This is a genomic window from Pseudomonas sp. OV226 (genome assembly GCF_003148705.1).
In the GTDB taxonomy this organism is placed as follows: Bacteria; Pseudomonadota; Gammaproteobacteria; order Pseudomonadales; family Pseudomonadaceae; genus Aquipseudomonas.
In genome coordinates this window covers 18,001-29,582 of record NZ_QGGS01000013.1, presented here as the reverse complement: position 1 = coordinate 29,582, position 11,582 = coordinate 18,001, and the positions used below count along the sequence as shown (strand labels likewise).

Here is an 11,582-nt window from a genome sequence, read left to right as displayed (position 1 = left end):
AAATCAAAAAAAAGGGCCTGGGGATTAAATCCCCAAGCCCTCAAAAGGTGAGAGGTGTCTAGTCCCTCGACCTGGTGAGCGGTGCTACAAGTAACGCGTCGGTTCAGGCTTTAAGCGGAACCAGACGCGGAGCAATCATGTTTTCCGGGCGCAGGATGTCGGCGAGCATGGCGTCGTCGAGCAAGCCTTCTTCGCGCACCAGTTCCAGTACGCCACGGCCGCTTTCGAGGGCGATACGGGCGATACGGGTGGCGTTTTCATAGCCGATGTACGGGTTCAGCGCAGTCACCAGGCCGATCGAGTGCTCGACCAGTTCGCGGCAACGTTCTTCGTTGGCCGTGATGCCGGTGATGCAGTGCTCGCGCAGCATGTCCATGGCGCGTTGCAGCAGACGGATCGAGTCGAAGATCTTGAAGGCGATCAGCGGCTCCATCACGTTCAGTTGCAGTTGGCCGCCTTCGGCCGCGATGGTCAGGGCCAGGTCGTTGCCGATGATCTGGAACGCCACTTGGTTGACCGCTTCCGGGATAACCGGGTTGACCTTGCCTGGCATGATCGAGCTGCCTGGCTGACGCGCCGGCAGGTTGATTTCGTTGATGCCGGTGCGTGGGCCGCTGGACAGCAGACGCAGGTCGTTGCAGATCTTCGACAGTTTGACCGCGGTGCGCTTGAGCATGCCGGAGAACAGTACGAAGGCGCCCATGTCAGACGTGGCTTCGATCAGGTCGGCGGCCGGTACCAGCGGTTGACCGCTGATCAGTGCCAGGCGCTGAACGGCCAGGTGCTGGTAACGCGGGTCGGCGTTGATGCCGGTACCAATCGCAGTACCGCCCAGGTTCACTTCGGTCAGCAGTTCAGGCGCCAGCGTTTTCAGACGCGCCAGGTCTTCGCCCAGGGTCGTGGCGAAGGCACGGAATTCCTGGCCCAGGGTCATCGGCACGGCGTCTTGCAGCTGGGTACGACCCATCTTCAGGACGTGGCTGAATTCTTCACCTTTGGCGGCGAACGACTGGATCAGGCTGTCGAGGCTGGCCAGCAGAGCGTCGTGACCCAGCAGCAGACCCAGACGGATCGCGGTCGGGTAGGCGTCGTTGGTCGACTGCGCCATGTTCACGTCGTTGTTCGGGTGCAGGTATTGGTATTCGCCCTTCTGGTGACCCATGGCCTCCAGCGCGATGTTGGCGATGACTTCGTTGGCATTCATGTTGGTTGAAGTGCCAGCGCCGCCTTGAATCATGTCGACCACGAACTCTTCGTGGAAATCGCCGCGGATCAAACGTGCACAGGCTTCGCTGATGGCAGCGTGCTTGGCTTCGCTCAGGTGACCCAGTTCGCGGTTGGCGTCAGCGGCGGCCTGTTTGACCATGGCCAGGCCGACAACCAGCTTCGGGTAATGCGAAATCGGAACGCCGGAGAGACGGAAGTTGTTCACCGCTCGCAGGGTCTGGATGCCGTAATACGCTTGAGCAGGTACTTCGAGTACGCCAAGCAGGTCTTTTTCTGTGCGGAAAGATGCAGCGGAGGACATGATAGAAATCATCTCGATATGGACCCGGTCTGTGCCGGAACACTGCAAATGCTAGGCTTGTGGAGAATTTTGGGCCAATGCTGTTAAACACTAGCCTATGCACATTCGGCATAATGCCCGTGTGACGCCGCGTGTGCGGCGAGCGTGCGACCTAAATTGGTGCGTGTCCGGGAGGGCGTGATGAACCTTGAAAGTAAATGGCTGGAGGACTTCAGCGCCCTGGCCGCCACCCGCAGCTTCTCCCAGGCTGCGGAAAGACGCTTCGTGACACAACCGGCGTTCAGCCGGCGAATTCGCAGCCTTGAAGCCGCGTTGGGACTGCAACTGGTCAATCGTTCGCGCACGCCCGTCGAGCTGACGGCGGCGGGGCAATTGTTTCTGGTGACCGCGCGGACTGTGGTCGAACAACTGGGCGAAGTGCTGCGTCATCTTCATCACCTGGAAGGTGGGCAGGGCGAGGTGATGCAGGTCGCCGCCGCTCACTCCCTGGCGCTGGGTTTCTTTCCGCGCTGGATCGCGCAATTGCGCAATGAGGGGCTGAATATCGCCACGCGATTGGTGGCGACCAACGTTGGCGACGCGGTGCACGCATTGCGTGAAGGTGGCTGCGATTTGATGCTGGCGTTCTATGACCCCGACGCTGCCTTGCAGATGGACCCGGAGATCTTTCCATCCCTGCACCTGGGTCACACTGAGATGCTCCCGGTGTGCGCGGCCGATGCGGACGGCAAACCGCTGTTCGACCTGGAAGGTGAGGGCAGTGTGCCGCTGTTGGCCTACAGCGCCGGCGCCTTTCTCGGTCGCTCGGTCAACATGCTGCTGCGCCAGCGGGCGCTGCGGTTTACCACGATCTACGAAACGGCCATGGCCGACAGCCTGAAAAGCATGGCGCTGGAAGGACTGGGCATTGCCTGGGTGCCGCAACTCAGTGTGCGCGCCGAACTGGCTCGCGGCGAACTGGTGGTCTGCGGCGGCCCGCAATGGCATGTGCCACTGGAGATTCGCCTGTACCGTTGCGCCTTGGTGCGCAAGGCCAACGTGCGATTGTTGTGGCGCAAGCTTGAAAGTGGCGCAGCCCAAGGGACAACCAGCTAACGATGCCTTTGTAGGAGCACAGCTTGCTGGCGATGGCGACTTACAGGACGCCATCGCCAGCAAGCTGTGCTCCTACAGGGGCAGGGTTCATGGCAAGTCTGTCTGCTGACCTGAAAGTCAATAAAACCGGGCTTTTGCGCCGTATGACAGATGGTCGTAACAGGGGCTGTTTATCTGCGTCATTGCGGTATACTGCGCGGCCTTCGGCCGGTTCGCCCGGCCATAATTCGTACATCAAGCCACGCATTTTGCGTGGCTTGTTGTTTTTTGACGCGCCTGCGGGCGCCCAGAGAGAAGAGGCACGACGATGAGTGCACTGGTTGGCGTGATCATGGGCTCCAAGTCCGATTGGTCCACCCTTAGCCACACCGCCGATATGCTGGAAAAGCTCGGCATTCCTTACGAGGTGAAAGTGGTCTCTGCCCACCGTACCCCGGACCTGCTGTTCCAGTACGCCGAAGAGGCCGAGGCCCGTGGCATTGAGGTGATTATCGCCGGTGCCGGTGGCGCGGCCCACTTGCCAGGCATGTGTGCGGCCAAGACCCACCTGCCGGTGCTGGGCGTGCCGGTGCAGTCGGCGATGCTTTCGGGTGTCGATTCGCTGCTCTCCATCGTGCAGATGCCAGCGGGTATCCCGGTGGCGACCCTGGCCATCGGCAAAGCTGGCGCGATCAACGCCGCGCTGCTGTCGGCGAGCATCCTGGGCGCCAAGCACCCGCAGTTCCACGACGTGCTGAAAACGTTCCGTGCTGAACAGACAGACAGCGTCCTGGACAATCCAGACCCACGCATCGCCTGAGGTTGTTGACGATGAAGATCGGTGTAATCGGTGGCGGCCAGTTGGGTCGCATGTTGGCGCTGGCGGGCACCCCGCTGGGTATGAATTTCGCTTTCCTGGACCCCGCGCCGGATGCTTGCGCAGCCGCGTTGGGCGAACACCTGCGAGCCGATTACGGCGACCAGGACCACCTGCGTCAGCTGGCCGATGAAGTCGATCTGGTGACCTTCGAGTTCGAAAGCGTCCCGGCTGAAACCGTGGCGTTCCTGTCGCAATTCGTCCCGGTCTACCCAAGCGCCGAAGCCCTGCGCATTGCGCGGGATCGCTGGTTCGAGAAGAGCATGTTCAAGGACCTGGGGATTCCAACCCCGGCGTTCGCCGACATTCAGTCGCAAGCCGACCTGGACGCCGCCGTGGCCTCCATCGGCCTGCCTGCCGTGCTGAAAACCCGCACCCTGGGTTACGACGGCAAGGGCCAGAAAGTCCTGCGCAAACCTGAAGACGTTGTCGGCACGTTCGCGGAACTTGGCAGCGTTGCTTGCCTGCTGGAAGGCTTCGTGCCGTTCACCGGCGAAGTCTCGCTGATCGCCGTGCGTGCCCGCGATGGTGAAACCAGGTTCTACCCGCTGGTTCACAACACCCACGACAGCGGCATCCTCAAACTGTCCGTGGCCAGCACCGATCACCCGCTGCAAGCCCTGGCGGAAGACTACTCCAGCCGCGTGCTCAAGCAGCTGGATTATGTCGGCGTGATGGCGTTCGAATTCTTTGAAGTCGACGGTGGCCTCAAGGCCAACGAAATTGCCCCGCGCGTACACAACTCCGGGCACTGGACCACTGAAGGCGCCGAGTGCAGCCAGTTCGAAAACCATCTGCGGGCCGTTGCCGGCCTGCCGCTGGGTTCGACGGCCAAAATCGGTGAGAGCGCGATGCTCAACTTCATCGGCGTTGTACCACCGGTTGAGAAGGTGATCGCGATTGCCGATTGCCATCTGCACCACTACGGCAAGGCGTTCAAGACCGGTCGCAAGGTCGGTCACGCCAACCTGCGCTGTGCGGACCGCGAGACGCTGGCGGCACAGATCCTCAAGGTCGAAGCGCTCATCGCCGAATAGTTTCATGTGGCCGCGGCGGAACCATTCAGGGGCCGCCGTTCTCTCATGGCAGGATGCCAAAGTCTGACTAGGCTTTGGGCATATCCAAATCATTCAGAGGGAAATGCCATGGAAATTATCGGAACCATCTTTGTCGGCTTGATTGTCGGCCTGCTGGCGCGGTTCCTGAAACCGGGCGATGACAGCATGGGCTGGATCATGACCATCCTGCTCGGTATCGGCGGTTCGCTGGCGGCCACTTACGGCGGCCAGGCTCTGGGCATCTACCAGGCCGGCCAAGGCGCAAGTTTCATCGGTGCGCTGGTCGGCGCCGTGGTGTTGCTGGTGATCTACGGCCTGATCAAAAAGAACTGATCCAAAGCGACAAAGCCCCCTCTGCGCCGCACGCAGAGAGGGCTAGAATGCTCGGCGACTTATCACCCTTCCTTTACCGAGCACCTCAATGCGCCGTCTTCTGTTGACTCTCCTTTTTCTGGGCAGTGGTTTGGCCCATGCCGGCGAACTGCCGGAAACCGACTGGCTCGAACTGATGCCCAAGTCGGACCAGAAAGCCCTCGAGGCCATGCCCGAAATCGACCACAACTCCCCTGAAGGCGATGGCACGTTTACCGCCAAGGGTGGCATGAAACAGAGCAAAGGCTTGCCGGCGGTGATGTATTCGACCAAAACCGTGCCGTCGATGAATGACAAGAACATCCGTATCGGTGGTTACCCGGTGCCGCTGGAGTCCGATGCCAAGGGTCGCAGCACGCTGTTCTTCCTCGTGCCGTACCCGGGCGCGTGCATCCACGTGCCGCCACCGCCACCCAATCAGTTGGTGCTGGTGCGTTATCCGAAGGGGCTGAAGCTGGATGACATCTACACACCGCTGTGGGTCACCGGCACGCTGAAGATCGAGACGGTCAACAACGACCTGGCCGACGCGGCGTATGCGCTGGATGCGGCGAAAGTGCGGGTGGTCAAAGAGTCGGATTTGTAAGCATCAGATAAAACCAATCGCGGGCAAGCCTTGCTCCTACAGGGCAGTTCATATCCTGTAGGAGCAAGGCTTGCCCGCGATGCGTTTAAAGTGGTTTGCTGCCGATACTCACGCCCAGTGTGTGAGTGGCTCCCGCAGCCAAGGTCACCACATCATCCATCACATTCGCTGTCTCGATGCACAACATGCGCTGCCAGCCATCGTCGGCCATGTCGCTGAACGCTGCCGCGCGTTCAATCCAAGGATTCCAGATCACTGCGTTGCGCGAGTTTTGGCTGGTCAGCTCGATGCGACGTTCCCAGGCCGGGTCGACGATACTCAGCAGAGGCGGGGTGTCGAGGTAAATGCGATCGGTCTCGCCGGTAAAGCGCAGATCACCGTGCTGTTCCTTGGTTTTCCAGTCTTCCAGCGTTTCGATGTAACTCAGGCCATCCACGCCTTCGACCTGCACGTTGCGCACATCGCTGACCGCGAAATAGCTGTGCAGTGCCTGGCTGAGGGTGACGGTGTCAGTGCCCTGGTTATGGCTGGTCAGGCTGATGTGCAACTGCTCGTCCAGACGGATGCTCAGCTTCAAATCCACCTGGTGTGGCCAGCCGGCAAAGCCGCCTTCAGGGTAGGGCAGCAGGAATTCCACCTTCAGGCTTTCGCCCTCGGTTTCGATGCCGCCCAGTTCCCAATCCATCGCCCGGACAAAGCCGTGGGCCGCGGGCGGCTCGCTGCTGACGCGCATCGCCTGGACGCTCTGCGGGTTGCGTGCAAGGTTACCGAACCACGGCCAGCACACCGGCACGCCGGCGCGGATGCTTTTGCCGGTCTTGAACACAGCCTCGTCGTTGAGCCAGATCAGCGGCGGTTGGCCGGCCAATTGATAACTGAGGATGTGCGCACCTTGCTGGGCAACCAGCAATTCGGCCTGGCCGTGGCGGATACGCCAGCAGTTCAGTTCATCCAGTTTCACGGCTTCAACGTTGGGCGTGTTCATGGGACAACTCTCGATCGGGAACAATGACTGCAATGGACCGCAAAACCGCCGCAGCGTTTAACGCGCGCGGGGCGGAACCGAGCGAGTGCGGCCGCTGCCGTCGATGGCGACGAACACGAACACCGCTTCAGTCACTTTACGCCACTCACTGGACAGCGGGTCGTCGCTCCAGACTTCGACCATCATCTTGATCGAGCTGCGGCCGATTTCCAGGGCCTGGGTATAAAAGGAGAGCTGAGCGCCCACCGCCACTGGAACCAGGAACGCCATACGATCAATCGCAACGGTGGCAACGCGTCCACCAGCAACCTTGCTGGCCATGGCGGTGCCGGCCAAATCCATCTGCGCCACCAGCCAGCCGCCGAAAATATCGCCGAAGCCGTTGGTTTCGCGAGGAAGCGCGGTGATTTGCAGGGCCAGGTCGCCTTGCGGGATTGGATCTTCTTGTTCGAGCTCTATCATGCCGGGGGTGCCTCTGACCCGTGACTCTTCATTGGTACTTCAGGTGAATAGCCGCTTTCAAGAAAAACGATTCAGCCCCGAACATACTACGTTCGTCACGTTTTTCGTAAGGCGCCTAAAGGGAAACTCTGCGAAATCGACTGGTAGAGCCAGCAGCGTCTTCGCACAGCAACCCTTTCAAATTGTTGCCAGATCGCGAGTATATCGGTCGGTAGACTCCGAGACGACCGTCCGGTTCTCATTTTGGCGGTCAAAACCGCACCTCTATGTGCTTTTTCGAACAATTTGCTATCGTGCCGGACCTGTCCAAGCCTCGGCCAGCGTTGTTGAGGTCGCAGATCCGACTATAAGAGAAGCCTTGCCATGACCACAGCGCCTTCGAGCATCGCGCAGCCAGCTCAACCCGCACGACCGTTGACCCGCAACGATTACAAGACTTTATCGCTGTCTGCCCTGGGCGGTGCGCTGGAGTTCTACGACTTCATCATCTTTGTGTTCTTCGCCACGGTGGTCGGCAAACTGTTCTTCCCCGCTGACATGCCCGAGTGGCTGCGTTTGATGCAGACCTTCGGCATTTTCGCCGCCGGCTACCTGGCGCGGCCGTTGGGCGGCATTGTCATGGCGCATTTCGGTGACCTGCTGGGGCGCAAGAAAATGTTCACCCTGAGCATTTTCATGATGGCGGTACCGACCCTGATCATGGGGCTGCTGCCGACTTATGCGCAGATTGGTCTGTGGGCACCGATCCTGTTGCTGCTGATGCGGGTCATTCAGGGCGCGGCGATTGGTGGTGAAGTGCCAGGCGCGTGGGTATTTGTTTCCGAACACGTACCGCAGCGCCATATCGGTTACGCCTGCGGCACCCTGACCAGCGGCCTGACGGCGGGCATTTTGCTGGGCTCCCTGGTCGCCACGGCCATCAACAGCATTTATACCCCGGGCGAAGTGGCCGATTACGCCTGGCGGATCCCGTTCCTGCTGGGCGGTGTGTTTGGCCTGTTCTCGGTGTACCTGCGCCGCTGGCTGCACGAGACCCCGGTATTCGCCGAGCTGCAATTGCGCAAGGCGCTCGCCGAAGAAGTGCCGCTGCGGGCAGTGTTGCGCGACCATCGCGGGGCGATCCTGATCTCCATGCTGCTGACCTGGCTGCTGTCCGCCGGCATCATCGTGGTCATCCTCATGACCCCGACCGTGCTGCAGACCGTCTACCACTTCGCGCCGACCACTGCATTGCAAGCCAATAGCGTGGCGATCGTGTTCCTGAGCCTTGGGTGTGTGGCGTCTGGCGCCTTGGCTGACCGCTTCGGCGCAGGCCGGGTGTTTGTGTTTGGCAGCGCCTTGCTGCTGATGAGTTCGTGGACCTTCTATCACAGCCTGTTCAATCATCCGGACTGGTTGTTCCCGATGTATGCCCTGACGGGTCTGCTGGTCGGCACCATCGGCGCGGTGCCGTATGTGATGGTCAAAGCCTTCCCGGCGGTGGTGCGCTTCAGCGGGCTGTCGTTCTCGTACAACCTGGCCTATGCCATCTTCGGCGGCCTGACGCCAATGGTGGTGACCCTGCTGCTGAAGGAAAGCCCGATGGGGCCGGCCTATTATGTGGCGATCATTTGCGGGGTCGGGATTCTGGTGGGTGCTTACCTCTGGAAAAGGGGGCGCTAACCATCTCCCTCAAGGCTTTCGCCAGCGCGAAAGCCTTGCCTCACACTCGCCTGACGGTAATCGTGCTCCGCGCATGAGCATGTCCTCTAAAGCATCCGCAGCCTGTTGCAATCCAACAACCTGATGGTTAACCATCAGGTCCAGCAGCCAAAGTGCACCGTGTACCTGTAGCCCATCCTTTCGTGCCTGTTTCCTAAGTTTGCCGTCCCCCGTCAATAACGGACGACCTGTTTGCTGAGCAAGTAGATAACAGGAAACGTCTGCCAGAGAACTGTTGCTATGTTCGATTTTAAGACCGAACAGCCGTGCCACTTCCGGACCCTCGAATGATTCGACAATTAACCCGTGGGCAAGCAATTCGTCATGCGGAAAATCTTCGAGTTCGTGCAGTACGAAATCTGTGCAGCAAAGCGTGAACGGCAGACTGAACATCTGTTCCAGCAGCCCTGCATTTCTGAAATCGATCCAGATATTCGTATCGCTGATGTAGATCAGAGTCATGCACTCTCCAGTGAGCCCAGGAAATTGGGATCTAAAGCGCTCACTGGTTTGCGTAGAAGTTCAGCTGCACGGGATTTGGTGATCAATCCTTCGGCCAATCCCCAAAACACCAACGACTCAAAACGTTGTGGGGGTTTACACGGCAATGGCTCTGGCTCGGCCTTGCGCCAGCCGTTCGAGCTGAACTGAATGGTGAGGGATTTGTAACCGCCGTCGCTGAGAAGATTTAAATCCTTGAGGCGCCGCAGCGCTGCGTGCATCGAAATTCCGTATTGGCGCTTGGCGATTAGCAGTTCCCGGGGATGAACCCTGGAGCGAGGGTGATTACCAAAGTCACTGGTGACACCTTTGGCCGGATAGAGGAAGGCACCCGCGAAACGATGGCAGCAGTTTTCCTTTTCTCTTTCGGGCATTTCTTCGGGTAACTGCATGACCCAATGACCCAGCTCATGGGCCGCGGTGAAGCGTATGCGTTCGCCGGGGCGCTCCGAGTTGAGTGCGATCAAGACATGACGACCGTCACCGGTTGCGGCGCAGGCCCCATCAAAGTCATTTGGCCCCATGAGCATTGCTACCTTGATGCTGTGCTCTTCCAGTTGCTCGGTAAGATTGGAGATGGGATCACTGCCGATTTTCCAGAATTCACGCAGTTGCTCGGCCGCGCGTTCAGCTTCCTCTATAGAGGAAACCGGTAGCATTTGCGCTGGGGTGGTCGGAGTCTGGATGTCCGCCGGGTCGAAGCAATCCTCTAGAGCGATGTAGCGCTCGAGATGCTCACGAATCTGTTCTTCAACTTGAACCTGACGGTACTTCGGCATTTTCGCCAGTTTGCGAAACTCTAACGGTGCAAGCGGCACAGCCTCCGCCCGGAAAAAGTACTCTGGACTGACCTCCAATACTTTTGCCATTTGTAACAGGCGTGCGGAGTTTGGAGTGCTTGCCCCTTTCTCGTATTTGCTGATGCCTTGCTTGGTGATATCGCCAAGCTTGAGCGCTAAAGCCTCTAGAGACATGCCTCGTAGTAGGCGAGCGCGGCGGATTCGGTCGTTAATCATGGGTTCCTCTCGTGGTTGACAAGGCTATCTCTTGGTTATGATTTGTCAACCTGCGCTGCGAGACTGGATGTATCGGGCACTCGAATGCTGGCCTTTCATCCAATTGTCATATTTCAGCCATAGAGTGTTCACACGGCCTGCTGATACTTGGCCCCGACTAACAACTCTATCTGCTAGGAGTAAGGCATGAAACTGAAGCGTTTGATGGCGGCAATGACTTTTGTCGCTGCTGGCGTTGCGACTGCCAACGCGTTCGCCGCTGTTGACCCGTCGATCCCGAGCTACACCAAGACCACTGGTGTGTCGGGCAACCTGTCCAGCGTCGGCTCCGATACCCTGGCCAACCTCATGACCCTGTGGGCTGAGAACTACAAGAAAGAATACCCGAACGTAAACATCCAGATTCAGGCCGCTGGCTCCGCCACCGCGCCACCTGCGCTGACCGAAGGCACCTCTAACCTGGGCCCGATGAGCCGCAAGATGAAGGACACCGAACTGGCTGCCTTCGAGCAGAAGTACGGCTACAAGCCAACCGCTATCCCGGTTGCCGTGGACGCCCTGGCGGTGTTCGTGCACAAGGACAACCCGATCCAGCACCTGACCATGGAACAAGTCGACGCGATCTTCTCGTCCACTCGTCTGTGCGGCGCTAAAACCGACGTGAAAACCTGGGGCGACCTGGGTGTGACCGGCGACCTGGCCAACAAGCCGGTTCAACTGTTCGGTCGTAACTCGGTATCCGGCACCTACGGCTACTTTAAAGAAGAAGCCCTGTGCAAAGGCGACTACAAGCCAAACGTGAACGAACAACCAGGTTCGGCTTCGGTCGTACAGTCGATCAGCTCCTCGCTGAACGGCATCGGTTACTCGGGCATCGGCTACAAAACTGCTTCCGTGAAGACTGTGGCCCTGGCCAAGAAAGGCAGCACTGACTTCATCGAAGACACCGAAGAAAACGCACTGAACGGCAAATACCCGCTGTCGCGTTTCCTCTACGTTTACGTCAACAAAGCTCCGAACAAGCCTCTGGCCCCGCTGGAAGCCGAGTTCGTGAAACTGGTTCTGTCCAAACAGGGCCAGGAAGTTGTCGTGAAAGACGGTTACATCCCACTGCCAGCCAAAGTCGCAGCCAAAGCTCTGGCTGACCTGGGTCTGTCGGAAGGCGGCGCTGAAGTCGCAAAAAAGTAACACCCTGATCCGGGGCTAGCCCCGGATCTGTAGGAGCAAGGCTTGCCCGCGATGGCGTCGACACATTCAGCAATGATGTGACTGGAAAGACCGCTATCGCGAGCAAGCTCTGCTCCTACAACGGCTCAGGGTTACCACGCAGGTGACCCGGCCCCCCCCCAAATTCCCGGTCTGCTGCCAGTTCCCACAGGCAGCGGATTTGTCGCGTCACTGCGCTGTCATCTTTCTGTCATA

12 protein-coding genes are annotated in these 11,582 nt (G+C 59.2%); 7 read left to right on the top strand and 5 right to left on the bottom strand.

Annotated features, from left to right (window positions below):
* Window positions 1-103: 103 nt before the first annotated feature.
* A complete protein-coding gene (gene aspA / locus C7534_RS19930) occupies window positions 104-1,528 on the bottom strand; it encodes an aspartate ammonia-lyase (RefSeq protein WP_027926288.1) in 1,425 nt (474 codons plus the stop codon).
* 180 nt (window positions 1,529-1,708) lie between these two features.
* Between aspA and C7534_RS19925 the strand changes: the two genes are divergently transcribed.
* From C7534_RS19925 to C7534_RS19905, 5 genes are all read left to right on the top strand, one after another.
* Window positions 1,709-2,623 carry a LysR substrate-binding domain-containing protein gene (locus C7534_RS19925; protein ID WP_046030769.1) on the top strand — a complete coding sequence of 305 codons (915 nt, stop codon included), beginning with the start codon at window positions 1,709-1,711 and terminating at the stop codon, window positions 2,621-2,623.
* A gap of 307 nt (window positions 2,624-2,930) precedes the next feature.
* The gene (gene purE / locus C7534_RS19920) at window positions 2,931-3,422 is read left to right on the top strand and encodes a 5-(carboxyamino)imidazole ribonucleotide mutase (protein ID WP_007942709.1); all 492 of its coding nucleotides are present in this window, start codon (window positions 2,931-2,933) and stop codon (window positions 3,420-3,422) included.
* Window positions 3,423-3,433: 11 nt separating this feature from the next.
* On the top strand, window positions 3,434-4,516 hold the full coding sequence (locus C7534_RS19915) for a 5-(carboxyamino)imidazole ribonucleotide synthase (RefSeq protein ID WP_109786776.1): 1,083 nt from the start codon (window positions 3,434-3,436) through the stop codon (window positions 4,514-4,516).
* A gap of 108 nt (window positions 4,517-4,624) precedes the next feature.
* Window positions 4,625-4,870, top strand: a complete 246-nt coding sequence (locus C7534_RS19910) for a GlsB/YeaQ/YmgE family stress response membrane protein (RefSeq protein ID WP_109786775.1) — start codon at window positions 4,625-4,627, stop codon at window positions 4,868-4,870.
* Window positions 4,871-4,958: 88 nt separating this feature from the next.
* On the top strand, window positions 4,959-5,495 hold the full coding sequence (locus C7534_RS19905) for a DUF3299 domain-containing protein (protein ID WP_046030764.1): 537 nt from the start codon (window positions 4,959-4,961) through the stop codon (window positions 5,493-5,495).
* Window positions 5,496-5,580: 85 nt separating this feature from the next.
* Here the strand turns inward: C7534_RS19905 and C7534_RS19900 are convergent, their stop codons facing one another.
* Both C7534_RS19900 and C7534_RS19895 read right to left on the bottom strand, forming a co-directional pair.
* Complete coding sequence (locus C7534_RS19900; RefSeq protein WP_109786774.1) at window positions 5,581-6,480, bottom strand: D-hexose-6-phosphate mutarotase; 900 nt, start codon at window positions 6,478-6,480, stop codon at window positions 5,581-5,583.
* A 57-nt stretch (window positions 6,481-6,537) separates the two neighbouring features.
* The gene (locus tag C7534_RS19895) at window positions 6,538-6,942 is read right to left on the bottom strand and encodes an acyl-CoA thioesterase (protein WP_007942704.1); all 405 of its coding nucleotides are present in this window, start codon (window positions 6,940-6,942) and stop codon (window positions 6,538-6,540) included.
* 363 nt (window positions 6,943-7,305) lie between these two features.
* Between C7534_RS19895 and C7534_RS19890 the strand changes: the two genes are divergently transcribed.
* Entirely contained in the window at window positions 7,306-8,604 is a 1,299-nt protein-coding gene (locus C7534_RS19890) for an MFS transporter (RefSeq protein ID WP_109786773.1), read from the top strand.
* 9 nt (window positions 8,605-8,613) lie between these two features.
* Here the strand turns inward: C7534_RS19890 and C7534_RS19885 are convergent, their stop codons facing one another.
* Both C7534_RS19885 and C7534_RS19880 read right to left on the bottom strand, forming a co-directional pair.
* Window positions 8,614-9,105: a type II toxin-antitoxin system VapC family toxin gene (locus tag C7534_RS19885; protein WP_109786772.1), complete on the bottom strand. Its 492-nt coding sequence runs from the start codon at window positions 9,103-9,105 to the stop codon at window positions 8,614-8,616.
* Window positions 9,102-10,160 (bottom strand): helix-turn-helix domain-containing protein, encoded by a 1,059-nt coding sequence (locus tag C7534_RS19880; protein ID WP_109786771.1) that lies wholly within the window; start codon window positions 10,158-10,160, stop codon window positions 9,102-9,104. The genes C7534_RS19885 and C7534_RS19880 overlap by 4 nt, the downstream gene beginning before the upstream one ends.
* A gap of 186 nt (window positions 10,161-10,346) precedes the next feature.
* On the opposite strand from C7534_RS19880, the gene C7534_RS19875 reads away from it, so the two are divergent.
* Entirely contained in the window at window positions 10,347-11,348 is a 1,002-nt protein-coding gene (locus C7534_RS19875) for a phosphate ABC transporter substrate-binding protein PstS (protein WP_046030758.1), read from the top strand.
* Window positions 11,349-11,582: the final 234 nt, after the last annotated feature.

Coding starts and splice junctions, on each gene's coding strand:
- C7534_RS19925 (WP_046030769.1), top strand. CDS start 1,709: ATGAACCTTGAAAGTAAATGGCTGGAGGACTTCAGCGCCCTGGCCGCC.
- C7534_RS19915 (WP_109786776.1), top strand. CDS start 3,434: ATGAAGATCGGTGTAATCGGTGGCGGCCAGTTGGGTCGCATGTTGGCG.
- aspA (WP_027926288.1), bottom strand. CDS start 1,528: ATGTCCTCCGCTGCATCTTTCCGCACAGAAAAAGACCTGCTTGGCGTA.
- C7534_RS19895 (WP_007942704.1), bottom strand. CDS start 6,942: ATGATAGAGCTCGAACAAGAAGATCCAATCCCGCAAGGCGACCTGGCC.
- C7534_RS19880 (WP_109786771.1), bottom strand. CDS start 10,160: ATGATTAACGACCGAATCCGCCGCGCTCGCCTACTACGAGGCATGTCT.
- C7534_RS19890 (WP_109786773.1), top strand. CDS start 7,306: ATGACCACAGCGCCTTCGAGCATCGCGCAGCCAGCTCAACCCGCACGA.
- C7534_RS19875 (WP_046030758.1), top strand. CDS start 10,347: ATGAAACTGAAGCGTTTGATGGCGGCAATGACTTTTGTCGCTGCTGGC.
- purE (WP_007942709.1), top strand. CDS start 2,931: ATGAGTGCACTGGTTGGCGTGATCATGGGCTCCAAGTCCGATTGGTCC.
- C7534_RS19905 (WP_046030764.1), top strand. CDS start 4,959: ATGCGCCGTCTTCTGTTGACTCTCCTTTTTCTGGGCAGTGGTTTGGCC.
- C7534_RS19900 (WP_109786774.1), bottom strand. CDS start 6,480: ATGAACACGCCCAACGTTGAAGCCGTGAAACTGGATGAACTGAACTGC.
- C7534_RS19885 (WP_109786772.1), bottom strand. CDS start 9,105: ATGACTCTGATCTACATCAGCGATACGAATATCTGGATCGATTTCAGA.
- C7534_RS19910 (WP_109786775.1), top strand. CDS start 4,625: ATGGAAATTATCGGAACCATCTTTGTCGGCTTGATTGTCGGCCTGCTG.